This window comes from Ventrimonas sp. (assembly GCF_048380235.1).
Lineage (GTDB): Bacteria > Bacillota > Clostridia > Lachnospirales > Lachnospiraceae > Brotaphodocola.
The window spans coordinates 1-25,568 of the sequence record NZ_DBFCCJ010000069.1 but is presented as its reverse complement, the minus strand read 5'-3'; the positions used below and the strand labels follow the sequence as shown (position 1 = coordinate 25,568).

Annotated in this window: 26 protein-coding genes, 1 tRNA gene and 1 pseudogene; 3 read left to right on the top strand and 25 right to left on the bottom strand. The window is 48.5% G+C overall.

What is annotated here, in order from left to right; translation table 11 throughout:
* A pseudogene (locus ACMP1L_RS11310) lies at positions 1-154 on the bottom strand (recombinase family protein); the annotation flags it as partial.
* 256 nt (positions 155-410) lie between these two features.
* Positions 411-2,285 (bottom strand): 23S rRNA (uracil(1939)-C(5))-methyltransferase RlmD, encoded by a 1,875-nt coding sequence (gene rlmD, locus ACMP1L_RS11305; RefSeq protein WP_475544543.1) that lies wholly within the window; start codon positions 2,283-2,285, stop codon positions 411-413.
* 122 nt (positions 2,286-2,407) lie between these two features.
* Here rlmD and ACMP1L_RS11300 point away from each other — a divergent pair, with 122 nt between their 5' ends.
* Positions 2,408-3,028, top strand: a complete 621-nt coding sequence (locus tag ACMP1L_RS11300) for a prolyl-tRNA synthetase associated domain-containing protein (protein ID WP_373244334.1) — start codon at positions 2,408-2,410, stop codon at positions 3,026-3,028.
* A gap of 93 nt (positions 3,029-3,121) precedes the next feature.
* Here the strand turns inward: ACMP1L_RS11300 and ACMP1L_RS11295 are convergent, their stop codons facing one another.
* The 3 genes from ACMP1L_RS11295 to ACMP1L_RS11285 form a co-directional block, all read right to left on the bottom strand.
* Positions 3,122-4,918, bottom strand: a complete 1,797-nt coding sequence (locus tag ACMP1L_RS11295; RefSeq protein ID WP_418453065.1) for an aminopeptidase P family protein — start codon at positions 4,916-4,918, stop codon at positions 3,122-3,124.
* A gap of 10 nt (positions 4,919-4,928) precedes the next feature.
* Positions 4,929-6,353, bottom strand: coding sequence for a dihydrolipoyl dehydrogenase (gene lpdA / locus ACMP1L_RS11290; RefSeq protein WP_118534170.1), 1,425 nt, complete (start codon positions 6,351-6,353; stop codon positions 4,929-4,931).
* Positions 6,354-6,430: 77 nt separating this feature from the next.
* Complete coding sequence (locus tag ACMP1L_RS11285; RefSeq protein ID WP_418453064.1) at positions 6,431-7,210, bottom strand: Cof-type HAD-IIB family hydrolase; 780 nt, start codon at positions 7,208-7,210, stop codon at positions 6,431-6,433.
* A gap of 184 nt (positions 7,211-7,394) precedes the next feature.
* On the opposite strand from ACMP1L_RS11285, the gene ACMP1L_RS11280 reads away from it, so the two are divergent.
* Positions 7,395-7,468 (top strand) — tRNA-Pro (locus ACMP1L_RS11280).
* Between the two features lie 72 nt (positions 7,469-7,540).
* Here ACMP1L_RS11280 and ACMP1L_RS11275 read toward each other — a convergent pair.
* The 12 genes from ACMP1L_RS11275 to xerA all read right to left on the bottom strand — a co-directional run bounded on the left by ACMP1L_RS11275 (position 7,541) and on the right by xerA (position 19,627).
* The gene (locus ACMP1L_RS11275) at positions 7,541-8,368 is read right to left on the bottom strand and encodes a PRD domain-containing protein (protein ID WP_418453063.1); all 828 of its coding nucleotides are present in this window, start codon (positions 8,366-8,368) and stop codon (positions 7,541-7,543) included.
* A 107-nt stretch (positions 8,369-8,475) separates the two neighbouring features.
* Positions 8,476-10,674 (bottom strand): PTS sugar transporter subunit IIABC, encoded by a 2,199-nt coding sequence (locus ACMP1L_RS11270; protein ID WP_418453062.1) that lies wholly within the window; start codon positions 10,672-10,674, stop codon positions 8,476-8,478.
* Between the two features lie 327 nt (positions 10,675-11,001).
* Positions 11,002-11,589 carry a manganese catalase family protein gene (locus ACMP1L_RS11265; protein WP_418453067.1) on the bottom strand — a complete coding sequence of 196 codons (588 nt, stop codon included), beginning with the start codon at positions 11,587-11,589 and terminating at the stop codon, positions 11,002-11,004.
* Positions 11,582-12,376 carry a M15 family metallopeptidase gene (locus ACMP1L_RS11260; protein ID WP_418453061.1) on the bottom strand — a complete coding sequence of 265 codons (795 nt, stop codon included), beginning with the start codon at positions 12,374-12,376 and terminating at the stop codon, positions 11,582-11,584. The genes ACMP1L_RS11265 and ACMP1L_RS11260 overlap by 8 nt, the downstream gene beginning before the upstream one ends.
* A 425-nt stretch (positions 12,377-12,801) precedes the next feature.
* Complete coding sequence (locus ACMP1L_RS11255) at positions 12,802-13,068, bottom strand: phage holin family protein (protein ID WP_475544542.1); 267 nt, start codon at positions 13,066-13,068, stop codon at positions 12,802-12,804.
* A gap of 6 nt (positions 13,069-13,074) precedes the next feature.
* Positions 13,075-13,422, bottom strand: coding sequence for a hypothetical protein (locus ACMP1L_RS11250; RefSeq protein WP_418453059.1), 348 nt, complete (start codon positions 13,420-13,422; stop codon positions 13,075-13,077).
* Positions 13,423-13,431: 9 nt separating this feature from the next.
* A complete protein-coding gene (locus ACMP1L_RS11245) occupies positions 13,432-13,635 on the bottom strand; it encodes a hypothetical protein (RefSeq protein WP_418453058.1) in 204 nt (67 codons plus the stop codon).
* Positions 13,636-13,687: 52 nt separating this feature from the next.
* Positions 13,688-13,966, bottom strand: a complete 279-nt coding sequence (locus tag ACMP1L_RS11240; protein WP_418453057.1) for a hypothetical protein — start codon at positions 13,964-13,966, stop codon at positions 13,688-13,690.
* Positions 13,967-13,976: 10 nt separating this feature from the next.
* Positions 13,977-16,643: a hypothetical protein gene (locus tag ACMP1L_RS11235; RefSeq protein WP_418453056.1), complete on the bottom strand. Its 2,667-nt coding sequence runs from the start codon at positions 16,641-16,643 to the stop codon at positions 13,977-13,979.
* An 84-nt stretch (positions 16,644-16,727) separates the two neighbouring features.
* On the bottom strand, positions 16,728-17,186 hold the full coding sequence (locus ACMP1L_RS11230) for a putative ABC transporter permease (protein WP_418453055.1): 459 nt from the start codon (positions 17,184-17,186) through the stop codon (positions 16,728-16,730).
* Positions 17,179-17,907, bottom strand: coding sequence for a DUF4376 domain-containing protein (locus ACMP1L_RS11225; protein WP_418453054.1), 729 nt, complete (start codon positions 17,905-17,907; stop codon positions 17,179-17,181). Before ACMP1L_RS11225 ends, ACMP1L_RS11230 begins: the two co-directional genes overlap by 8 nt.
* 721 nt (positions 17,908-18,628) lie before the next feature.
* A complete protein-coding gene (xerA, locus tag ACMP1L_RS11220; RefSeq protein WP_418453053.1) occupies positions 18,629-19,627 on the bottom strand; it encodes a site-specific tyrosine recombinase/integron integrase in 999 nt (332 codons plus the stop codon).
* A gap of 99 nt (positions 19,628-19,726) precedes the next feature.
* On the opposite strand from xerA, the gene ACMP1L_RS11215 reads away from it, so the two are divergent.
* Positions 19,727-20,026, top strand: a complete 300-nt coding sequence (locus tag ACMP1L_RS11215; protein WP_418453052.1) for a hypothetical protein — start codon at positions 19,727-19,729, stop codon at positions 20,024-20,026.
* Positions 20,027-20,043: 17 nt separating this feature from the next.
* Here ACMP1L_RS11215 and ACMP1L_RS11210 read toward each other — a convergent pair whose 3' ends face one another.
* Genes ACMP1L_RS11210 through ACMP1L_RS11175 form a run of 8 tightly spaced genes read right to left on the bottom strand, consistent with a single transcriptional unit; the run spans position 20,044 to position 25,403 of the window.
* Entirely contained in the window at positions 20,044-20,967 is a 924-nt protein-coding gene (locus tag ACMP1L_RS11210; protein WP_418453051.1) for a hypothetical protein, read from the bottom strand.
* Complete coding sequence (locus tag ACMP1L_RS11205) at positions 20,964-21,497, bottom strand: putative phage tail protein (RefSeq protein WP_177303475.1); 534 nt, start codon at positions 21,495-21,497, stop codon at positions 20,964-20,966. The genes ACMP1L_RS11210 and ACMP1L_RS11205 overlap by 4 nt, the downstream gene beginning before the upstream one ends.
* Positions 21,484-22,518, bottom strand: a complete 1,035-nt coding sequence (locus ACMP1L_RS11200; RefSeq protein WP_418453050.1) for a baseplate J/gp47 family protein — start codon at positions 22,516-22,518, stop codon at positions 21,484-21,486. Before ACMP1L_RS11200 ends, ACMP1L_RS11205 begins: the two co-directional genes overlap by 14 nt.
* Positions 22,511-22,894 carry a DUF2634 domain-containing protein gene (locus tag ACMP1L_RS11195; protein ID WP_418453049.1) on the bottom strand — a complete coding sequence of 128 codons (384 nt, stop codon included), beginning with the start codon at positions 22,892-22,894 and terminating at the stop codon, positions 22,511-22,513. The genes ACMP1L_RS11200 and ACMP1L_RS11195 overlap by 8 nt, the downstream gene beginning before the upstream one ends.
* Positions 22,895-23,170, bottom strand: a complete 276-nt coding sequence (locus tag ACMP1L_RS11190; protein ID WP_418453048.1) for a DNA helicase — start codon at positions 23,168-23,170, stop codon at positions 22,895-22,897.
* Positions 23,167-24,150 carry an XkdQ/YqbQ family protein gene (locus tag ACMP1L_RS11185; RefSeq protein WP_418453047.1) on the bottom strand — a complete coding sequence of 328 codons (984 nt, stop codon included), beginning with the start codon at positions 24,148-24,150 and terminating at the stop codon, positions 23,167-23,169. Before ACMP1L_RS11185 ends, ACMP1L_RS11190 begins: the two co-directional genes overlap by 4 nt.
* Positions 24,151-24,162: 12 nt before the next feature.
* The gene (locus ACMP1L_RS11180) at positions 24,163-24,825 is read right to left on the bottom strand and encodes a LysM peptidoglycan-binding domain-containing protein (protein ID WP_418453046.1); all 663 of its coding nucleotides are present in this window, start codon (positions 24,823-24,825) and stop codon (positions 24,163-24,165) included.
* Positions 24,825-25,403 (bottom strand): hypothetical protein, encoded by a 579-nt coding sequence (locus ACMP1L_RS11175; protein WP_418453045.1) that lies wholly within the window; start codon positions 25,401-25,403, stop codon positions 24,825-24,827. The genes ACMP1L_RS11180 and ACMP1L_RS11175 overlap by 1 nt, the downstream gene beginning before the upstream one ends.
* Positions 25,404-25,568: the final 165 nt, after the last annotated feature.

The following is a 25,568-nucleotide window of genomic DNA, read 5'->3' as shown; positions in this document are numbered from 1 at the left end:
TTTCCGGCCGGTGGGAATAGGAGTTTGTCCCATGCTCCTCCAGATACTTTTTCCTGCGTTTTATTTCAAGCTGTACACATTCCCATATCCGCTTTGAAATGATGGCATCATGGTCATCCTCCACATAAAACATCTGAATTTCCCCTTTGTTCTGCGTCCGTTTCTTGGTGAGGAAATGTTATCATCAAGAAGATCTACGTTATCAACTTGTAAAAAATATTTATATATAATACATACTTTAACGTCATCGGAATTTATCAACTTTCCTTCCTACTGTCATCAAATTTTTCTCTTTACGTACAGCGAAGCGTGTATAACTGTAGGCATCAAAAAAGCAGAAGCTATCATAGGAAAAATCCTACTGCTTCTGCCTTCTTGAATCTTATGCTGTTTTTTCTCTACCTAGTAAACTACACCACCAGCTTGTAATACCTCAATGCCTCCATGATATATTCTCTTTTCTCTGGAGTACAGGATTTTATCACAGGCTCCTCTTTCCTTGAAACATTATAATTAGGACGCATATCCAATTCGCAATCCCGTTTTACTTCTACTATATAAGCAGTATGCACCTTCACCCCATGCTTATCCATGATATATTTCTTGATATTCTCATAAGTTGGTTTTTTCTCTTTATAATCCTGATCTGCAACTGGACTAATCGGCACTTCCATCTCAACCTGGAAGTCTCTCTTCTTTCCAAAGTCACCTTTTTTAGTTAATAAAGCTACAGTCTCCACATGCCCCGTCTCTGGAAACATATCCACCGGCCAGGCCCCTTCAGCCTGATACCCCATCTTCTTAAACACGCTCAAATCTCTCGCCAGCGTGTCCGGTCCGCAGGATACATAGATCACGGTCTTTGCTTTCACTGCTGCCACGGCCTTAATAAACGCCTCGGTACTTCCGGCTCTTGGCGGGTCCATGAGGACTACGTCTACGGTGTCGCCGGAGGCGGCCATCTGCATCATGAATTCGGTGGCATCGTTGCAGTAGAAACGGATGTTTTTAACATCGTTGCATTTGGCGTTCTGAACGGCATCGCGGACGGCGTCGGCGTTCAACTCTACGCCGATGACTTCTTTGGCTTTGGATGCGGCGATGATACCGATGGTTCCGATTCCGCAGTAGGCATCCAGTACGCGTTCGTTGCCGGTCAGGCCAGCGAGTTCGATGGCTTTGCCGTACAGGTACTCGGTCTGGACCGGGTTGACCTGGTAGAAGGATTTCGGGGAGATGCGGAATTTGCAGCCGCACAGTTCGTCTTCAATGTAGCCTTTGCCGAACAGAACGTGTTCTTTATCACCCAGTACCATGCTGGTGCCGCGGTTGTTGATGTTCTGGACAATCGTGGTGATCTCCGGGTGTTTCTGGCGCAGGGCTTTGACGAAGTTGTTCTTGGACGGGAATACCGGGGATGCGGTGACCAGCACGACCATGATCTGGCCGCTGGTGAAGCCGCGGCGAACCAGCACGTGGCGCAGCAGGCCGTAGCCGGTATCTTCATCGTAGGTGCGGATCTTGAAGGATTTCAGCATACCGCGGATGGTGCCGATGATCTCGTCTGCTTTCTGGTCTTCGATCATGCAGGTTTCCACCGGAACGATGTTGTGGGTTTTCTCTTCGTAAACGCCGGAGATGGCTTCGCCCTTGCGGTAGCCGAATACGGCATGTACCTTGTTGCGATAGTGGAAGGGATCGTCCATGCCTTTGATGCCATGCACCTTGCAGTAATTTCCAAGAAGCTTCTGCATCTGGCTCTGCTTCATCTGAAGCTGCTCTGGGTATGGCATATCCAGGTACTGGCATCCGCCGCAGCGGTGCGCCACCGGGCACAGACCTTTCTTCTTCGGTGCCTTTTTCTCTTCTGCTACAGACTGAAGTTTTCCTGATTTCGGGGAATCGCCAAATCCACGCTTCGGTTCTGATTTTTTGCCGAAGTTCATAGTATCCTTACGGGCAGATTTTCCGAAACTCTTCTGCGCAGACTTTCCATCTGCTTTTCCGAATTTTTCAACTTTGCCACAAGCAAAATCCCGCGCAGATTTCTGATCTTCATTCTTGCCATCTTTCTTCCTAGCCCGGCTCCAAGCCTCTTTCTGGTCTGTTTTCTGCTCAGAAGATTTTCCGGCCTGCTTCCCAGTCTTCTCTCCAACCCACTCTTCAAATTTATCATCCAGACTCCGTCCCTGCTTTCCGGCAGCCGGTTTCTTCTTCCAATTTTCTTTTTTTACATTTCTATCCTGTTTCACAGTATTCAAGCCCCTTGTCTTTTTCTTTAAAATATTTATAATATAATGATACCAGGGTTCCAAAGTCAAAATCTGACGCAAGCTTGCTTGCAGGAAGATTTCTGACCTCGGAACCCGCCAAAAAATACGATTACATACCTTCAGGAGGAACCCCTATGTCCCATACATCCGATAACAACACACAAGCCGGTGCGTTACACACCGGCGAGGATTCTTTTTATATGGATCCGGTTCTCTACACCGGGCGCCCGGCGGACTGCACCGGGCGGCTGGAGAAGGAGATCCGCACCTATGACCTGTTAGATGAGCTCCAGATTCCTTACTGGCGGCTGGATCACGATGCCACCGCCACCATTGACGCCTGCCATGACGTGGATGTCCGGCTGGACATTGAGATCTGCAAGAACCTGTTTCTCTGCAATGCCCAGAAAACCGATTTTTACATGCTCATGATGCCGGGCCACAAGAAGTTTAAGACGGCGAAGCTTTCCAAACAGATTGGAAGCGCCCGCCTTTCCTTTGCAAGCTCAGAATTCATGGAGGAATTTCTGGATATCACGCCGGGTTCTGTCAGCGTGCTGGGGCTGATGAATGACAAGAATAACCGTGTGCGGCTGCTCATCGACCAGGATGTGATCGACCACCACACCTTTGTGGGCTGTCATCCATGCATCAACACCTCCAGCTTAAAGCTTTACACGAAGGACATTCTGGAGAAGTTTCTCCCGGCAGTCCATCATGAATATACGATCGTCAATCTTCCATGGGAAGACTGATCTGATTCCATGTCAGAACTGCAGATAAATGGCCAAATCCGATGTCCGGACTGCCTGCGCACAGTTTCTGCCATGGAACCAGTTACTCATTTCTTATTTGCTAAGCGGTCTGGTGACTTCTTTCAGCCAGGCCGCTTCTTCTGCGTCCAGATGCGGCGCGATCTTTTCGTATACCTGTGCGTGGTACTCGTTGAGCCATGCCAGATCCTGCTCTTCCATCAGAGATACATCCACTGGCTCCAGGTCGATCGGCACGTAGGTCAGATACTCGAAGCTTAAGAACTGGCCGTAATCGGTCTTTTCATCTTTCTTGCAGTAAATCAGATTCTCGGTACGGATGCCATGGCTGCCTTCAATATAGATTCCCGGCTCATCGGAACATACCATACCCGGCATGAACGGCGTGTTTTCCTGACGCTCCGGAACCACACGGTAACGGATGCCAATCGGTCGCTCATGTACATTTAACAGATATCCCACACCATGACCGGTTCCATGATTAAAATCCAGTCCGCGCTTCCAGAACGGCTCTCTAGCTGCATAGTCCAGGCTCAGTCCGGTGCAGCCTTCCAGGAATTTCACATGGCCCAGGCGCAGCATGCTCATCAGAACCAGGGTGTAATGCTCTTTTTCTTCATCCGTGACCGGCCCCAGGGCGATGGTGCGGGTGATATCGGTGGTTCCCTCGTAATACTGTCCGCCGGAATCCACCAGATACAGACCTCTTGCCTGCAGGCTTGCACAGTGCTCCGGCACGGCATGGTAATGGCACAGTGCCGCATTTTTCCCATATGCGGAGATTGTGTTGAAGCTGATATCCAGTGCTCCATGCTCCCGGCGCATCTGGTCAAGACGGTCAGCCACGCTGCACTCATCCATCGGAATCTTGCCGATATTCTTTTTCAACCAGTAGATATATTTTGTCATGACCACACCATCGATAATATGAGCCTTCTTCATATTTTCAATCTCGGTCGCATTTTTCTGAGTCTTGGCATATACAGTCGGATTCATCTGATCGATGATCTGATTCTGCGCCTGCACGCTCTCATAAATGGCAAAGTTCACGCGGCTCTTCTCCAGAAGGACGCTGTGGTTCTTCAGCTCCTTTACATCCGCATAAATATCATTGTACGGACGGATGGTCACGCCCAAAGACTCCAGGTAAGAGCGTACCTCATCGGAGATCACCTGCGGATTCACATAGAAGAACAGGTTCTCCCCGGTTACCATCAGGTAAGACAACACCACCGGATTGCACGGAATGTCGTTGCCACGAATATTGAACAGCCAGACAATATCGTCCAGCGTGGTGATGATATGCACATCCGCGTAAGCCTTCTTCATGGCTTCGTGCAGGTTTTTAATCTTCTCAGCAGCGGCCTGCCCTGCGTATTTTTCTTCCAGGATCCATACCGGCTCTGCGGAAAGCTCCGGGCGGTTTTCCCAGATTTCGCCGATCAGGTCATGCTCGGAACAGATGGATGCCTGTTTCCGGGAAAGACGCTCCTGTAAGCTTTCTCCGGTCTTGCTGTTGATGACACGGCCATCAAAGCCAAGCACACCCTGCTCCGGCATGTGGTCTGCCAGGTACTGCTCCACGGTCGGAACTCCAGGCTGGCCCATTTTCATAAGTTCTACGCCACTATCTTTCAATTCTGCAGCCGCCTGCACGAAATAACGACCATCTGTCCACAAACCGGCCCAGTCCTTCATGATCAAGGCAATACCCGCAGAACCGGTAAATCCGGTGATGTACTTTCTGCATGCAAAATGCTCCCCCACATACTCCGACTCATGGAAATCTGCTGTCGGCACCAGATAGGCATCCATATGATAAGTCTCCATCAGTCTGCGGAGACGCGCAATTCTCTCTGTAATTTCGTTCATGTTATTATCCTCACTTTTCATTCTGACGCATGGCATCCTCAATGGCTGCCGCAATGCCTTCACTGTAGGTTGGATGAGCACGCATCGCCAGGGAAAGCTGCTCGGCAGTCAGTCCGTTTGCAATGGCCGTAGCCATTTCTCCGATCATGTCCGTGGCGCGTGGGCACATCATCTGCGCTCCCACAATGGTATTGGAATATGCCTCAAAGATCAGGCGGATAAAGCCGTGCTCCTCCCTGGCAATGATGGATTTGCCGTTCTCTCCCATATCGTAAACGCCGCAGCGCACTTTCATGCCAAGTTCTCCGGCCTTCGCCTCCGTGAGGCCAACCGTAGCAATCTCCGGCTCAGTATAGATGCAGCTCGGCACGATCGGCAGAGAGACAAACATGCCGTTTGGCACTGCCTCCAGACGGATGGTATGCGGCTTTCCCGCCAGATTTTCAATGACGTAGGTTGCCTGCGCCATAGCCACATGGGCCAGTTGTGTTTTTGCAGAAACATCTCCAATCGCATAGATTCCAGGTTCGCTAGTCTCAAAGTCCGCATTTACCACCGGCCTTCCATGTTCTATCTGCAGGCTCATGTCCTCACCAAGAAGACCTTCCGTGTAAGGTGCTCTTCCAACGGCTACCACCACCTGATTCGTTTTAATCTGGGTCGTCTCATCGGTCAGCAGATGGCGCACGGTACATACCAGACCTTCCTCCCGCTGGATTTCCTCTACCATAGCATTGCAGTAAACAGTAATGCCCTTCTTGACGAGCTGTTCCTTTAATGCTTCGGAGACCTCCTCATCCATCGGACCTAACAGATGAGGGCCTTTCTCTACAATGGTCACCTTAGAGCAGAGTGCCTGGAAAATGGTAGCAAACTCTACACCGATGACACCACCGCCCATAATCACGATGCGGTCATAATTCCAGGTGGGCACTGCCAGCAGACGGTCACTGTTGATAACGCCCGGCAGATTGATGCCGGGAATGTTCGGCATAATCGGCTTCGCACCGGTAGCGATAATGATATTCTTTGCACGAAGATATTCCTTGCCGCTCTCGCCTACTACTTCAATAGTTTTCTCCCGGCGGATGGTCGCCTTTCCCTTTATAAAGGTGATATTATTTTTATCAAACAGCTTCTGGATTTCATCGCGGTACCGGCGCACAGAACGCTTCTTGTAATCCTGCATTTTTGCAAAATCAAAGGAGATAAAATCAGTAGAAACACCAAATTCATCCCCGTGCTGCATCATGGAAAAAATATTGGACGCATGAAGCAGCGCCTTGGTGGGAATGCAGCCCCGGTTGATGCAGACACCGCCCAACTTATTCTCATCCACTACGGCTACCTTCATGCCGAAGGACGCGCCCTTTATGGCCGCCGTGTAGCCGCCCGGTCCTGCCCCGATAATCACCAGATCATAATATGTTGCCATAAATTTGTATTCCTTTCGTTCTGTCACGATTTTCTTTCTGTCATTGTGCCTGCTCTGCAGTTTGCAGCCGCACTTGCCTAAAACAGATGCAGCGCTTCGCAAGCCTTATAAACACCGTCCTCGCCAATGGGCGCGGTAACGTAATCCGCTGCCGCCTTCAGCTGCGGATGCCCATTGCCCATAGCCACACCAATGCCTGCGGTAGTCACGATCTCATAATCATTCATACTGTCGCCAAAGGCGATCGTGTTCTTTAGCGGGATATTCCAGGCTTTGCAGAGGCGTTTGAGGCCTTCTGCCTTGGAGGCATCCTTTTCAATGATATCGGCCCCTTCCCGGCTGGAAAACAGTGGAAGCTTCAGCATAGGGAATGCCGCCTCCACTTCTTTCGCTCCAGGCTCCCGGCCAATGTAGTCCAGCGTGCGCACCGGCATGTCCAGAAGCTTCCACGGGTCGCGAAACTTCCGGTCCGACATCTGCCAGCGTACCATATCGTGGCGGGTCACACACCAGGGATTGATGAAATAATCGATATCACCCACGGTCATGCCGATGGCGTAATTCTTCCCTTCTGCAAATTGCAGCAGTTCTTCTACCAGTTCCCGCTTCATACAATGTTCATAGATCAGTTCCGAGCCGATGGTGATCTTGTTGCCATTTAAATGGATGATGGCATCCGGCTTCACCTCATCTGCCAGGCCCTCGCTGAACTTGGCATCCATGTCACGGCCGGTAGCGATCACGATATAGTAATTTTTGCGAAGCAGATCCAGCGCTTTGATGGCGCTGTCCGGAATCTTATAATCTGCATGGTTCAGCAGTGTCATGTCCATGTCAAAACTGACGATTCCCTTCATAAATAACTCTCCGTTTTCCTTCTCTGTAATCACGGCCTGGCGCACCCCGCCAGCTGCCGGTAATTCTAGTATCCATGATAACAAAGTACGGGGGGACTGTAAAGTCCGAAGGGAAGATTTAAAAAATTCTTATACAAATTGCTTTTCAAATCGCTCATTTTCTGATATACTATTATAGTTCGATCGGGGTATGGCGTAGCTTGGTAGCGCGCTCGGCTGGGGGCCGAGAGGTCGCAGGTTCAAATCCTGTTGCCCCGATTCTATAAAAGCATCGGCAGTTTTCTGTCGATGCTTTTTGACTATCATTTTCTTTTCAGTACCTCAATTTTCTTACGCTGTCTCTCCACCAGTTACCCGCCTGATATGAATCGCAAGAAACCCGATTTCTTCTTTCGCAAGAACCACCCTCAGCTCCTGTTCCAGTTTTTTCAAAATCTGCTCAGCCAACGCGTATTCGAATGGAAACTGCTCTTTTGCGTATGCTTCCAGATCAAGATCCGTGCGTTCTCCCTTTCTGGCCCGGGCCAGCATATAGCGGACATGACTCATCAGCCGGTTGTAACCGAGAGAGCCATAAGGAAGCTTCTTTCCGGCTCCTTCCTCGATCATGGTCATACAGACGCCCACCAGACGGGCTGTTTCCAGAGAATCAGCCACATTTTCCTGTGCCAGTCCGGCGTGGATATGCAGGGCGATGAAGCCGGCTTCATCCTCTCCAAGGGCGGTTCCCGTCATCTTTTTTAAGATTTCACATCCTTTTCTGGCCGCTTCATACTCATCTCCAAATAAGGCTGCAATATCATGCTGAAACGGATTGGGAATTTCTTTCTTCTCTCTGGCCCGTGCTGCTGCCATAGCAATGTGATCTGCCATTGGGATCAGAATATCATGCTGCAGCGGTCCCATCGCCGCTTCTGCCGTCTCTATGATTTTTCCGGCTGTTTCGATATAAATCGGATCAATGCCGTTTACACGGGTCAACGCAGATGTTTTTTCGTTCACAAGTTCATAACGGCGTCCCTTAGGAAGTTCTGCCATCCGCTCTCCCATACGATGTCCGAAGCCGACTCCGTTCCCCAGAAGAATCAGTTCCTGACCGCTGGCATCATCCAGCACCAGAATCCCGTTATTGTTCAATACTTTGATTACCCGATACATAAAAATACCTCCTGCATCTTATGCCTGTCCTGTTATTATACACGACAACCTTAGGATGCAGAAAGTACTTTTTGCTTCGTATGATAAATACTCCCTAAGTTTTTATCTTACTTTCTTATCTGACCAATCAGCTCTAGCCGTTTCACTTGCTTTTCTCCTTCTAAGCTTAAGCTTTCTCCCTCTGTCAGTCCTGTAAAAATAACGATACAGGCGTCACTCACTGCATGTTCCCGGATATAGACCGGGTCAAATTCCATGAGCTTATCTCCCTTTTTGATTTTCTGTCCATCGCTTACAAATACGGTAAAGCCTTCCCCATTCAGTTTCACAGTGTCTACACCGATATGGAGCAGATATTCCGTCCCATCCGCCGCCTTCAGGCCAATCGCATGTTTGCTCGGAAATACAAACATAACCTCGCCATCTTCCGGTGCCACAACAGTTCCATTCTCCGGCATAACCAGGTAGCCGTCTCCCATGGCTTTGCTGGCAAATGCCTCATCCGGTGCCTCCGTGATTGGCTTTAATACCCCCTGGAACGGAGAGTAAAGTTTGTGGACGTTTTCTGCGATGTTCTTGCTTTCTGCCAGATTCACAGATGCTTCGGTTTCCGCAGTCACTTTGGTGCCCATATTCTCTGCACCATCTGTAGTTTCTGCGGTATCCTCCTCATGCTCCTCTGCCAGATAAGCTTCCAGCTCGGATTTGATCACAGTCACCTGCGGTCCGTAAATAATCTGGATTCCCTGCCCTTTTACGATCACGCCCACCGCGCCGGTCGACTTCAACAGCTTTTCATCAACCAGCGACGAGTCTGCGATAGAGCAGCGGAGTCGTGTCGCGCAGCAGTCCACGGAAGTGATATTGTTTCTTCCTCCCATACCCATTGCAATGGCTGCACTCCGGCTGTCTTTACTGTTTTCTGCCTGGCTGCCGCTTTCTCCCTCTTTCGCTTCAGTCCTGCGGGCATTCACATCAGCCTTCGTGTAGAGCTTCGTCTCCTCGTCATCATCCTCACGTCCCGGTGTTTTCAAATCAAATTTTTTAATCAGAAAACTGAACAAAACGTAATACAGAAGGAAATACACAATTCCTGCCGGAATGATGCGAAGCCAGCTGGTTTTCGCATTGCCCTGAAGCACACCGAAAATCACCAGATCCAGAAGACCACCGGAAAATGTAAGGCCCACTGCAATGTTCAAAATATGCGCAACCATATAGGCGCTTCCGGCCAGAATCACCTGAACTGCAAACAGCATTGGTGCTACAAACAGGAAAGAGAACTCAATTGGCTCTGTAATTCCAGTAAACATGCAGGCCAGCGCCGCACTTAAAAGCAGACCTCCTGCTGCCTTTTTCTTTTCCGGTTTCGCGCACCGGTACATGGCCAGCGCCGCACCCGGAAGTCCAAAAATCATAAAAATAAACTCACCGGAAAAATACCGGGTAGCATCCGCACTGAAATGCATCACATCTGACGAAGCCAGCTGCGCAAAGAAAATGTTCTGGCCGCCCTGAATCAGATTTCCGTCCACCATCATGGTGCCGCCTACCGCAGTCTGCCAGAAAGGCATATAAAACACATGATGCAGGCCGAACGGGATCAGCGCACGCTTAATGATACCAAAAATCAGGGTTCCGAAATAACCGGTTCCTGTAACCAGACCACCCAGTGCGAAAATGCCATTCTGGACAGCCGGCCAGATAAAGTACATCAGAATACCGATGCCAACGTAAGTAACGGTAGAAATAATCGGTACAAAACGGGAACCGCCAAAAAATGACAGTGCGTTTGGCAATTCAATCTTATAAAACCGGTTATGGAGAGCTGCCACACCAAGTCCCACAAGAATACCGCCAAATACGCCCATCTGCAGAGTCTGAATACCGCAGACGTTGGCAATGGTTCCCTCAAGTACATCCGGTGCAATCGTTCCGTCCGCTAAGACTTTTCCTGCTAATAAAAGCACTGCGTTGATTGATGCATGCATCACAAAAAAAGAAATCATAGCCGAAAGTGCCGCAACCTCTTTTTCTGCTTTCGCCATGCCAATGGCAACACCCACCGCAAAAATGATCGGCAGATTATCAAAAATGACGTTTCCTGCCTTACTCATGATCATAAGCAGTGCATGCAGGACGGTTCCATTACCAAGAATCCCCTGTAAGCCATAGGTTGCAATGGTAGTCTCATTGGTAAAGGAACTTCCAATCCCCAGCAGGAGGCCAGCAACCGGAAGCACCGCAATCGGAAGCATGAAGCTGCGTCCTACTCGCTGAAGCACCCCAAAAATCTTGTCTTTCATGTTCTTTCTCCTTTTTTTCTGAATATTCAGGTGTGTCTTTCTGACAGTTTTCACATCTCCCGAAAATTCTTTTCTGTAAACGCACAAACTTCTTTCCATTTTATATATTTCACCTGTGCAGAAAAGAAACCTACTCCTATCAGCATACCCAAAACAGTCCGTTTCAGTCGCTTCTGGGAAGTGTAGTTTTATTTGGAAAATGAAAAAGGCATCAACCAAAAGGACATCTCTTCGATGCCCTTTCGGTTAATGCCTGCTTTACCAGTAACACGCCCAAATCTCTGTTATGCTATCAGTATAGGGTGAAATCAGGTATCTGTCAACTGTTTATTTCCCGCACTCCTGTGTCTTGCCATTATTAGTGCTTTGCCGCCGGTCAAAAGCCGGGTTAAAAGCATAGAAATTTTTGCTGTTAAGCTGATCCTGCACATGACGCAAAGTCTCACCAAAACGCTGAAAATGCACCACTTCCCTTGCCCGCAGATAGCGGATTGGGTCACATACTTCCGGATCTTTTACTACACGGAGAATGTTGTCGTAAGTGCTCCGTGCTTTCTGTTCTGCAGCGAGGTCCTCGAATAAATCTGTAATTGGATCGCCCTTTGACTGGAATTCACAAGCATTAAACGGAATGCCGCCTGCTGCCTGAGGCCAGATTCCGGTAGTGTGGTCGATATAATATGGACCAAAACCAGAATCTTCAATTTCCTGTGGTGTCAGATTGCGGGTAAGCTGGTGAACGATAGCTGCCACAATTTCCAAATGTGCCAGTTCCTCGGTTCCGATATCAGTCAGGGAAGCTTTCGCTACATCATATGGCATGGCATATCTTTGGGATAAATAGCGCATAGACGCTCCCATCTCACCGTCGGGCCCACCAGATTGCAAAACCTCATAATATGATGTGTTACTGATTTAATCCCGGATACTGCAGAGCGCCGTCCTGGCCCGGCGTAAGTACCACCGGCTCTGTTGCCATGCGGCCGTCCTTGTCCAGGTAATACCATTTACCGCTGACAGTCTGCAGGCCCTTGACCATAGCGCCATTTGCCCCCAGATAGTACCAGTCACCATTGTAGCGGTACCAGGTGTCATGGACCATCATACCGGCGCCGTCAAACCAGTACCACTTATCCTCATCCTGGTACCAGGCGTTGATCACATGCTTGCCGCTGCCATCCCGGAAGTAAAACCGCCAACCGCCGTCCTCTTGCTGCCATCCGGTCTTAACCTGTTCCGGCACCCAGGTAGCCATAAACTCTTCTGGCGTACCGTACTTCTGAATAAGCGCGGTAGGTGTGCTGCCCCAGTCCGGCAGATAAAGGTGTGGCTTGTCCACGATGCTCTTCCAGTCACCGCCCCAGGCAAGACCAAGTTTTTTGGCGATCTCGGCAGCGCGCTTAAAATGACCTTTGCTGTCATTGTAGGCATCATCGGAGATCTTGCCATCCCCATCGATGTCCATCTTGAGGTAGAAGTCAAAGGCAATGCCCCACTGGTGCTGCGAGCGGTAGCTGCTGCCCTTGGCGTTGGTTACGATGCTGCCCGGCTTGGTCCGACCCTGAGCATACAGAGCGTCCTGCTCCGCTGCGGTGCGCAGAGTCTCGCTGATGGCTACGGTGATGCCCTCGGTGGCACAGGCTTTCATCCAGGCGGATGCAATGCGCTGAAGGCGCGGGTGACAAAGTGAAATGTCTCTCATAAAGTTGTCCTCTTTTCTTTCATGTGTGATTTTTATGGCATATTGACTTTTTGATCAAAATAGAATATGATGTAGGCAGCTAAGGAAAGTGAGAATTCCATGTGGCAAAACGAAAACCCCAGAGGGCCCTAATCCTCTGGGGTTTTCTTGTTCGTTACGGTGAACCACTCCGTTTAGGCTGCTGCTACCTATTTATCCCTGTCCAGCCATTTGCATATGTAGTAGCTAACTACACCTGCTACAACAGAGATAAGAAAAGTGAGAATAAAATCTGCCATGTGGCTTTCACCTCCTTTCTGCTGGAGGTTCGGCAGCTCCTACATCTTATCATATTTCATGCCAATATTCTACATAATTCCTGTTGCGACATCGCAATGGCAGCCATCACCCGGGCTGCCGGCGGGAGATATCTGGATCACCTCCTTCTACGCACTTTTGGATGCCTGTTTCACAACCTGGTGCACTCCAGTTGCGGCCAGACCGGACACAATGCCGATAGCCGCCGCATTGATTACATCCGCTGCCGGGAAGTCCGGCATCACATACATACCAACTACGCCCAGGATACCGCCGGTCACTCCGCATACCACCGGGATAACTTCATCTTTGACTTTAGCGGAGGCCTTGCAGGCCATGCCTCCCAGATAACAAACCACCGTAATTGCCGCTACACTGGCTATGCCAAAATCCATCATATCTTAATCCTCTCTTTCTGCTGGCCCATATTCCAGGGCCAGACATCTGTTATAAAGTTCCTCTCCAGTTCCATTGCCACCCAAAGCTTTGTACGGTTTGAACATGTACTCCAGGTTGTCCCGGTCTCCCACCGTACAGTATCCACGGCTTATGTAAAACTGGCAGGCCTGGTAAAGGCGGTCATGGAGCAGAGCCAGTACTGCTGCGTTAATAGCCTGGCTCTTTACCACTTCTACTTTTAACCGCTTAGACAAACCGTGATATGCCGCCAACAGGGTGCCTGAAATACATGCAAAAAGCCACGCAACCCAGTGCGTGGCTATGTACTGCAAAATCAATGATACCATCATAAATCTCCTTTACTCGTGATCGCACTCCTTGTGGCCGGGACCGCCCTGCACGTGTCTCGGCTCTGCATGATCTGCGGTACTGGGTGTGCTGTCCTTGCGGTACTCGTGATCCGGGCCGGTGCTTAAGGCCTCATTGTGCGGTTCCGGAGTCGGTACTCCGGTTGCCGGGCCGTAAGGGATGTTCGGGGTTTCGGTTCTGTGCTTGATACTCATATGTAGTCCTTTCTGCCATTTAACGGATGGCTCCAAAATAAATTAAGCCGGATTACTCCGGCAGGGTCTCGGTATTCTCGATCTGAGCGGTATCAGTCTGATCAGAGTCAATGTTATCCGCATCATCTGTGGTTTCCTCAGACTTGTCCAGGGCGTCGTAATACGCCTGGGCCAGGATCTCAATCTCAGTGATGTCGTCCTCGGTCAAAAGACCATTGTCCAGGTGGGTGTAGGCCTTGTCCAACCAATAGGCTACATCACGGCCTGCACCAATCTCACGCTTGATACTGCGTAAGGTTAAGTCATGCCTTGCTTTTGATTTTACTGCCATAGGTACCTCCTTAATTTGTCATGGATGCGATTGTGTCAGTCAGCTGCTTGATTACGATATTTACGTCTCGCTGGTAGTCCAGTTTCATTCTTGCGCCGTCAGTCTCCACGATGGTTGTGGGGCTGTAGGTGGTGAGAGCACGGTAAGCGGCGATGTCGGTTTCTGAGAGTGGGGTCTCGATGGGGGTAGCAAGAACATATTGGACTAAATACTCTTTTGGTTTAATGGTTGTATCCAGCGGTATAAACACAACTATGCGTTCCTCATTAATATAAAAATGCGGATTATCAGCTGAGTAATTCGCCGAATAAGTAAGGCGAGTACAATATCCTTTATTGGTTACTCCTGTAGATGGCACCGATATTTTGTAAAAAATCCTTTTTACTGTTTGCAAAATTGTACCAGCAGAATATTCTAATTCAGCAATATCAACGGTGTATATCCGCTGCACATACACGCCTCGTTCCAAATCCACTTCATCGCAGATCCACTGCTGACCGGTCTCGTCAGTGTAATTGCCGCCTGATGGTACCGGAATTCCCGGCAGACTGGTTGGAGATGTGATGGTGAAGATCTGCGCAGGACGGTAAGGCTCGTATGTAGTGGCCTCAGATGCTTCTTCTACTTGCAAAAGCTCTGATTCTGTACATTCATGTAATGTTGTCTTTCCGTTAGTCCATGTACCCGCAATTCCACATACGAGGATTCCGTCACTCTTTGCAATGTATGTTTTTTTCAATGTATTATAGCCTATGTTAACAAATCCGAGCGCATTATTAATATCGATTGCTTTCTCTATAGTTTCGTATTCAGTCACACCTACAGCTGCGTTTTTGTTTGGATTCGTCACAGAGATAATATAAGTTTTTCCTTTCCGGCATTTTAGTGCTTTACAAATTCCACTGGCTTCTGTTACTGGTTGATACGGGAATTTAACCTCTTCATTCTTCTGTCTATTTTCTATAAACAATATCCCGTACGAATAACGTGCATAGTAAAATCTTCCACCAAAAAGGTTCTTTCCATACACCACTACCTCGCTTTTTGCACTCTGAATCTCTTGCGGATAATCAGGTGATGGGGACGGCTTACTACCTGTGTATGGCTCCCACGGGAGGGGAGCGTCTCCGGCGTTAAGCATAGGATAAATTTGATAATTATTAATCGCTGCTGTATATGATCCTATTTGAACCGCAAAAACTAATCTATTCTCTGTTCCATCTATTGTAAAAGACCTATTGATTACATAGTCGATTGAGCCATTCGCTTTTTTAATGGAAATTTGCGCATAAGCTCCACTGTTTTTGTTTTCTCCGCCAGATATATAATACGTTCCTGCACTTAAACTTATTTCCGCGGAAATATATTGTTCATATTCTGCAGCAGGAGTTCCATTTATAATAAAACCTCCATCATCCAAACGAGATATTTTCGCACCCGTGCTTGTTTTCAATGGCATATTTTGCAAATCCAACAGCTGCGCCCCTGTCGTCGTCACCTGCGTGCTCTTCCCATACAGCACCAGCCCCTCCAGCGGTGACTCAAACGCATCGGTAACATAAACACGACTGCCCGTCTCGCTTCCGACAAGGATATTCTGCCGCTTTTTAACATCCTCCAGCTCCGTCTGGTCAGCTTTCTTCGCCAGCTCATCACCCACAACCTTTGCATCTGCCGCACGTCCGGAAAGAGTCAGGCTCTCATCTGTGACAAAGTTGGTCTTTCCCGCCTCTACCGCAGCATTTACCGCCGCCACACCCTCGTTCTCTGCGGCCTCTACTGCCTGGACCGCGGCTGTCTTGGTCTGCTCGATACCTGCGGTTACAGCCTCGACTGCCTGAACGCCGCTGGTCTTAGCAGCATCAATGTCCTTGATAGCACCGCTCCGTGCCGTCTCGATGTCGCTCTTGGCTTTATCTATCGCTTGCAAGCCCTCCGTCTTGGCTGTTTCGATGGCTGCCACTCCATCTATCTCAGCCTCCGACAAGCTCTGTTCTGCCGCCGTACGTGCATCTGCCACGGCTTTGATAGCTGTCTCCCTGGCAGCATCCACCGCCTTTACTGCGCCTGTCTTAGCGGTCTCGATGGTCTCTGCCGCATCGGTCTTGGCTGATGCGATACCCGTTAGGGCAGTACGCCCTGCCTCGTCTACATGCTTCGCTACTGTCTCGGCTGCAACTCTGCTTTTGTCGGCCTGCTCGGCTGCATCTTCTGCAGCAGCCTTGCTCTCTGCAGCATTCCCCGCCGCGGTCTCTGCCCGGTCAGCTGCAGCGTTTACTGCCCGAACCGCATCAGCAAGCGGATGATCCTTTTCTGTGTCCGGATGTTCCTCACCAGGCTTCGGACGCGCCCGAACCGTCATGAGGATTTTATACTCTGTCTGGCCGGACTTTCCGTCATCCAGGTAAACAAAGGCGTACAGGTTGTAGTCCTGCGTCTTTGCCATCTCCAGCAACGCATCCGGGATTTTTACTTCGGTGACGCCGTCTGCTGTAATGCCGATCCGCGTCTCTGACTCACCGCCGCGCTCCACGGTCGCAAAGTGTATTTCTACCGCCGCCGGAAGCTCCAGGCCCTTAAGGTGGAGTACTGTGCCGTAGTCATACTGCCACAGGCTGCCCTGGGCCTGGGTAAATCGGCAACCAGACGAAAAGGCGGCTGTTACTATTCGTGCCATATGTCATTCTCCTCTCTGTTGTGATGTCGCAATGGCAGCCATCACCCGGACTGCCAGCGGGAGATAATCGGATCACCTCCTCTCTTATTCCGGCATCCAAACTATGTGCTTGCTATACCGTGTCACCCCGATATTGTACCGTGGCCGCTCCTCATCAAACGCCCGGTAGCGGATCCAGTCATCCAGGATAATCCCGGCCAGACTCACCGGCATCCACAGCACTGTATACTGCGGACAGATCTGACCCAGGATGTTTCCCGGTGTGCCGTTGTAGTCCCAGACACCCCAACCGAGCCAGAGATTTACCACGCAGCCGGTCAGAAACTCCAATGCCGTGATTCCGACTGCGCCAATCCAGACCTGCTGCCACAGCGGTGTGTCCCAGTGCAATACCTCATTGATAAGTCCCAAGTACACGAAGCATAGACCGCCCAGAACAAACATCGTCCAGTGGCTCCAGCCGCGCCAAGCCAACTCAATCATGACATAGAGTACACCGCCGACATCAGCTAAAAAACTGTACTTGCTAATCTGCTTAAGCATTCGCATCATCTCCCGCCATTGCTGTTATCTGTAAAAGATATGCCTTCAGAACCTCGCTCTGGTACTGCTCCGGTACATCTGCGCCGTAAAAAATCTGCTGCAGATCATCCGCAGTCTCCGCGCCTGCTACCCACATATTGAGGGCATTGCAGTAGGTGGTATGGTATGACACATGCCACATGGCCTTTGTGATGATGGTCTGCATATCCGCAGCGCTGTAGTACCGGCACGGCTGGCCATCAGAGTGATACTCCAGCTGCTCCGATCCTGCCGCAAGCTGGACCTGCTTGCCGAAAAGATTAAGCTGATCGTGCTCTGTCAGCGCGAAGTGTTCGCTGGATCCATTTGCAAGTGTCACGCTGACACCAGAGTAGATAGCCTGCTCACATGCCTGACTGATTTCCCGTTTCTTCGCAGCCTGCAGCTCTGCAAGCGTTGGCTCATACGGTTCCGGCGGTGTGACTGGCTCCGGATCGGCCGGCGGCACATACACGCTGCCATCGTCTGACAGATACACAGTCTGGCCCTCATCCCGGTACACAGTGTTCCAGCCGATCAGCGTGGTGGCCAGGACATCTCCATCCGTGTACAGCTGGATGTCACCGCCCCAGGCCTCCGGCACATCATCTGCAAAAATAATCTGCAGCACATGTTCTGCGACCGGAATGATACTCCGGATCTCATAAATCTGATCAGATCCGGTGATTTTGATCTTTTCCATGGGATACCTCCTAAAATGTATTTTTATGTATAATAAAAGGCCCCGAAGGACCTGAATTTTCGAAATTTATTTTGTAAAACACCAAGGCGACTATTTTCGTCGGTTATCCGTGTAAATTTAGGGTCCGATCAGGTTCAAGTGGTCTAAAAAATATCTATCTGGATGTTTATGACACCAATGAAAACGTTACGTCTATTGCATTTATTTCAGACGGAGACAAAGCGCTGATCTATTCTGTAAACAGGGAAGAAATTTGGCGCGCAAAATTATAAGCTATCCATTTTTAGGAATGTACTTTCCAAACCGTACGATCAGCACATCGTATTTCAGTTCATGATTTTTTAGGCTTACATAAATTTTGCCATCTGATAGATAAAGCTTAGGGGTGTTACTTTCGCCTGGATATTCTTCTGCGCAAATAATTTTCTTGTCTCCGCTGATAGAATAAACAGAATAACTATTGGAATCAGATCTTAAAATTACCAACCAGTTAATACTGTTAATGTAATCGCTAGTATTCCATGGGTACAGAGCAGGGGAGTCCGTGGAGCAGTTTACTACTGCGCACTGAACGCCGCTCAGGAGGTTGGTGTTTATCTGCTTATGAGCATCAGCGTCCCATGTATAACTATTCCAGACAATTTCGTCACTGTGCAAAACTCCGGCCAGAAGGCGCACTTTAATAGGCCCCTCCGGCGCCGGTCTTAAATTTTATCTGCAGTTATGCGGAAACGTACAGATCATAATCGTACTTAAGCTTTTGCCTGGAATTTTTTGCATAGATCCGCGTTGTCTCAACCGATGCATGCCCCATTAGATCACACAGGCCAGCGAGTGGCATGCCCTTATTGAGTGCGTGAGTCGCAAATGTATGCCGGAGCAAGTGCGGAAACACCCGCTTTTCTACCCCCGCCCGCGCTGCGATCTTTCGGATGATGTTTTCCAGGGCATTTTTCTTTAGACCCTGATACGGAGCACGCACAGAAAGAAAGACCGGTCCACTCTTACGATTCCCCAGGTACTGCTCCAGGAACTCTATTGCCCTAGCGCCCAGAAATACAATTCGCTCTTTGTCACCTTTTCCAAGCACTCGGATGCACTCCTCCTTGATGTCGATATCCTGGATTCGCATATTGGCCACCTCACTGACACGGCAACCGGTTGCCAAAAACATCTCCAGGATAGCATTATCACGGGCATCAGATCCGCAGGCAATCCGAAGTTTTTCAACCTCTCTGGCTGTAAGCGCCTGCCGGACGGTCTTGGTATACTCGATAGCCTCCACGCGGACCATGGGATTTCCATGCGGCAAATGTCCGTTGTTCAGCAGATAAGTGAAAAAGTTGCTTATAATCCGGCGCTTGCCATCCTTGGTCCGTTTCTTGACCTGCCGTGCCCGCTCGTAATCATCCAGATAGCTTCGGATGTCCCCGTCTGTAATTTCGGCCACTGGCTTATTGACGTATGCCAAAAAGCTCACCAAAGTCGCCCGATACTGCCGGATAGTGGCTGGGCTGCAATTTCGGTACCGCATCCGGGCAAGGAATATGTCCAGCTCCGGAAACTCCACCACTGTCGTACTGAGTGCCGTTTCCTTACGTGTGACATCATAATTACGCAGCACCACCGACACGGCAGCCTCCACCATCTGCATCACCGGCTTGTCCAGTATTCCGATCAACTTCGCAAGTATCTCGTCCTGTAATCTCATGTTATCCATATAGCACGCTCCTTCCTCAATTTTGGTACTTTTATTGTACCGTATCAGGAAAGACCACGACAATCCAGTAGTGTGCGAAACACCAACCAGCAAAAGGGAGTGATAAATAATGAAGCCATAACTACATTAAGTAATCCATCACAGCTCACACATGCCGGTTTTTATAGAATTGCAGCCTGTTCGGCGGATGTGAATAGTCAGGTTGAAGCAGATTCCATGAAATTCACAGCTTATACAACAGGAGATTTTTACGCTTTCCTGCTTGGACATCAAGTAACAACTTCTGGTTGTCGTTATGGCACATTAGTTATTACATTCCCACGTTTTGTTGGTACTTTTTGGATTGCACGGATCTGGGAGTATAAGTTCGTTGGATGGTTTAAGTTTACTGCAGCATAAATATGTTCATTATGCGTCTATAGAGTTTTTAAGCGAACAAAAGTTACACATCCAAACGTATCAATTGCGGAACCAGAGCTCTGAGAAGCTTGAACTTTAATACTTCCGGATACATTAGTTTTAAAAATATCACAAACACTCAAACGTGCCCAGTTATTCGAGGCCGCACGAACACATTCAGTAGCAAGCTCAAAGGTACCAGACGATGTTGAAAAAGCAAGTCTACCTTTCCTGTCTCCTGTTGCTGATAAGGATTGAAATTCAATACGGGCAATAGCAACATATACGCCAGGGGAAATATCAATAGATTTTATGTCTGTGTAATTATCAACCGATGATGTTATTGATTGAATATTTTGACCTGAATTGGTAGTATTTTCTTCGTTGAATTTTTTATACACCTCATTTACGGCTTTACTGCTGGCACACACTCCATTCGCCGCAGCGCCACCCGAAGCAGTATAACTGTCTGATAACTTAACATGGCCATAGGAACTGGCAGAGCCCAAACCATATGTATTTGCAGTGCTCGCATGGTTTTTGGGGGCAGTATTTTTCTGGTTGGTGTTTAGCACATTATAAAGGTCCATCAATACCTTACCCTGCGCCGCCGATAACGGCAGCTTAGCGTTGTCGGTCACGCAGTTGTTGACGATCTGCCCCAACAGGCAGACGCCCGTCATCCAGTTTCGGATGTCCGCAAAAAACTTCTGCACCTTTCCCAGGACCGCCTTGGCACTGTCTCCTGCTGCCGGCACCGGATACTCAGCTTGAGATGCCTCCACAGTCGTGATCACAGTTTCTGAGATGTCACCTCCGGACGCGTCTGCCTTCTTTGCCAGTTCATTGTCAATCTTCTCTGTGTTCTCATTAATATCAGCAATATTGATATACTCGTTCTTCTCGGGCATCTTCAGTTTTAAATTCTCTGTTTCTCTCATAACTTCACCGTCCTTATGTCTTCCCACGTATACGCTGATGCCGCTTCCCAGGTAAGCACATTAGCATCTTCCCAGGTATTGTAGATATACTCATATTCCACCATAAGATGTGCTGGCTTAATTTCTTCGATGGTCAGTTTTAAATCAGCCATATTTCCTGGAATACCAAGCATGCCGACAAAACGGACTATAAAACGGCCATTTCCGTTATCTTCTACAACCTCAACCTCGCCATTAGAGTAGCTTCTTGACACATCCTCGATCATCTGTTTTGTTGTAGTTCCGGCTCCGGAGATTTTTGCCCTTATTCTCTCGCGCCGGAACTCTTCCGACTTCGATACATCCACCGCAAGTCCCAGCAGATTCTCGTATCTCGTGAGTAATTTTGATGCTGTCGATACAAAGCACTCCGATATCGTGCTGCTCAATCCATTCTCTAAGTCATCAGTGACCTGTGATAAAATTTTCTGAAGGGTCTGCATCGAAACATTCTGGTCGTAGTATGGCGGCAATACCTTAGTCAAGTCCAACTGTTCTCACCTCCACCAGATTAACATTACCAGGAACCGGAATCTGTTTTTCGCCAATTATTACATTTCCCGTTCCACCATTCAGCACAAAAGTGTCAAAGTCTTCCACACCTGGTATATCCAGGAGCAGGCTGCCAAGTTTCGCATAGCTTACACGATACGAAGTAAACACTGTATCTTTCAAAAACTCTTTTAAGACTGATGCGTATGTAGTCTTCACATCATCCAGACTCTTGCTTCCATCCAGCAGCACATTGGCGCTGATCTCAATATTCTGGCTTGTCGGACTCGAAACAGTTATTGTGGCTCCAATGGGCCGGACCGTTTCTATATATGCCGCCACCTTTTCCGGAAGTCCCTCTGAAACTGACATATCATTGTCCACTACCAGAATTCCCACAGTTCCAGGGCCATTATCAAGTGGAAACACTTTAGCCGCCCCAACTCCTGATACTTCGAGTGCCCATTGCTGATAGTGATAAGCATTTCCTGATGTTGCCGGCAGACGTACCTTTTCGTAAAATCTTGCCCGCATCGCATCATCACTTTCCTCATCTACACCAGCAGTAATAATATCTCCCAGCGTTGCTGTTACACCAGATACTGCCGACAATGCCTGCAGCTCACCGGAATACTGGTTTCCAATTTCACCACTTGTTTCGCAGATAACCACATATTCCATTTCCGTCACTTCTTCATTCACTACATAAACCAGACCATTGATTCCCCAACGTGTTCCGATGGCAACAGGGTCGGATGTAGTCATTTTCCTGACTGCAGCTGTTGCCGGTTTCCGGTCGATCCCATATGCTGACACCGCACGGTCCAGATACTCGCCAAGTGCTGTATCAGGAAGCACCAGATCCACAAAGTTTTCAAGCTGAAAATACTGATCTGCCAGAAAGTATGCCGCCGGAGCAAGAGCATCGTATATCACACTCCCCTCGCGCTTATCAACATCATCCGGAACCCGGTTGAGCATTCCCTGTAGGATATTTTCATAAGTCATATTTTCATACATTAGTTTCCACTCCTTCTCTCACAGTTCCGAAAATGCTGACAACATCAAACTCACACCGGCATATACTTCCGACAAATTCGAAGCGGAAATTATCTACCTCTGAAATTCTGTCATCCTCCAGAAGCGTTTCCTGAATCATCCGCTTCATCTCTGGCCGAACATACTCCGGATCCTGGCCAAGAAGATCTTTCCAATCCACACCATACCGGAAGCTATAGACTGGATATTCAAACTGCTGCGTAGAAAGCCGCTTGTGAATGGACTGGGACAAGGCTTCAAGATCAGTCACAAACCCCTGAATTGCCGTCTGTGAGACATTGTAGGAGCGATTTGAGAAGCTCTGCTGTTCAATCCGTGTATTTGTCGTCAGCTCCATTTATTTCAGCGCCTCCTCTCTGATCTCGTCCTTAAACGCCACATTCCGGCCAATGATTTCAAGCACATAAAATTCCTCCCATCCAGTCGATGCAAGCATCCGGACTTTATCTCCAGACTTCAAAAGCGTTTTCATATTTCCGGAAAGCTGTGCAGAAGGAATGGTAAAACGAGAATCCACCTGGATTCCGTTTCCGTCATAAGTGCCGATTAAAATAGCCGGAAGCTTCACAGAATTTAAAAATCCATCCACAATCGTTTTGATTTCTTTAATCAATTCGCAATCACCTCCAGCTCCATTGTGTGTGCAGGAATATATTTGTGAGTAACTGTTTTTACGATCACCCGCCGGTTCAGTCCAATATCTGCTACGCTGCCATAAATACTGCAGCCGGCCCGGACAGAATGATCGCCAATGCAGGAGAGCTTAATGGTTTCTTTTTCATGGTTATACAGCTGCAACAGCTTCTTTGCCTTTTCCTGCAGCTTTGCAGTATCTGTGCTCTTGTCTGATACATGCTCATAGTACTGCAGATTACCGTACCGATTCACAGTTTCCTGGTCGGCAGCCTGCGTTGTCTGAGCCTTTCCGCTTGTCTCGTCCATCCAGGATATTTTTACGATGTTATAAAAATTATCATCGATGGACTTTTCCCAGCTGTATCCATATGCCAGGGACGCATCTCCCAGAACGAGTGGAAGCTGCAGATCCCGGAGATTGTCGAGGCGAATCTCTCCATACACATCTGCGAGCCGATACCACTCACCTTGTGGATTCTCTGCAGTCTTGGTATTGAGAAGCGTATCCCTGATTAAGCCATAGATCACATCAATCCAGGTATCCTGATACTTCGCTTTATCCGATGGCACTTTATAAGCCACTGCCGGCATTGCGCCGGCCTTCAGATTGAGATACTTGCACATGTTCTGTGTAACAGTACAAATATTATCCTGGCCACCTTTGAGAGTAATGATGTCTTTTGCCTTACCGTAGCGCAGCTGATCATAGGCTTTCACTTTCACCTTTCGGTCTTCTCCCATGCTGACCCGGAAAACCATGCCAAAAAAGATGCCATCTGTTTCGTTGGTATTGGTAAGTCTTACCACATCGCCGTTTTGGATCATCAGTTCACCATCGTACAGATAGGAAAACTCCAGGACAGAAGCGCCATTGTTCAGTTCATCTTTCCAACTGATATCCAGACAAAATTCGGAGATTTCATAAATCTGTCCATTATTTTCAACACATAACTGCATGCCATCTTCTCCTTATGCCGGTATCGTAAACACCTGTCCGGCATAGATCAAATTTGGGTTTTTAATCTTATCCGAATTGGCACTCACAATTTTAGTATTCAGTGCACCATTTCCGTAAAACTGCTTTGCGATTTTCCAGAGAGTGTCCCCTTTTTGAACCGTATAGGTCTTTCCCTGCTCTACCGCTGGATTCGCTGGCTGTTCGACCTGCGGCTGCGCTACGGTAGCCGTAGGCGTCACAACGGCCATATACTTTTTACTCGGCGCCTTATACTGCAAAAACGAGAGGGAAAGGTATTTGTCACCCTCCTCTCCCGCTTTCTCTGTAATGCTGCAGGACTCAATCAAAACTTTTACCGATTCATCATCAGTCACTCCATTCGAATAGATCAGCTGAACCGGCAGCTTATTCTTCTGGGCTTTTGTGATGGCCCGGATATACTTATCCGGATCCGCATCGCTTCTAGGCTCCATATAATGGGTGTCGCGGTGCGGCAGCTCACAGTCACTAAATTCATAACTCCACAATTCTGCGTAGGTTGGTATACAGACCTGCTCCCCACGCAGTACCTGATACTTTTCCGCGTTCAGCTTTTGCGTTTTCTTAATTTGCTCCGGATTCACCGGAAGCTTATACTTTTTTCCACTGATTTTTAAATATACACTGTAGCTCATCAGTACAATCCCTCCGGTGCTGTGTCAATCTCATCCTGCAGAATCTGCGCAACTGCCGGACCAATCTTCTCATAATCCATCTCCTGGTTAATGTCTCCGGTAAAGGTGACCTGGATATTCGGCGCTAGGGTATTCTGCGCAATGCGGGCAACATAATCACGCTCAGCCAGTTCGCGAAGATAATCAATATCCTCATCTTCCAGTTTCACATTCATGCTGCCATTCTTTCCAGTGCCTTTTACTGCAGCTGGATTACCGGCTGTTCCAGCTCCAGCAGGAATATTCCCAAAATTCATACCACCGATTCCACCACCACTGATCAAGTTAGAAAACTTTCCAGCCAAAGCAGAGCCTTTTGAGTAGCCTTTACCATAAGCATCTTTTTCCCATCCATTTTGGAACGTATCATAAGTACTGAATCCTTTATTGAAGGCATTTCCAATACTCTGATAAGATCCTTTTTGGCTTGCAATGCTTTGCGCTTTTGCCCTGTATGCTTCTGCTTTTCCAGTGAGTCCAACTACATCGATGTTCACAAACGGAAGAGCATTGAGTTTTTGAGCAATACCACCAATCACTTCGATTGCCGTTGCAAGCAAATTATAAAACTATAAATGAGCAAGTTCGTGATTTTGCATAAAAGAAAGACACCTTGAGTTCGATTGTGTTGTATAATGGAAGTGACCAAACCAACATTTACAGCATTCACGAAAGAAGGTGTCTCCTGCAAATACTATACATCA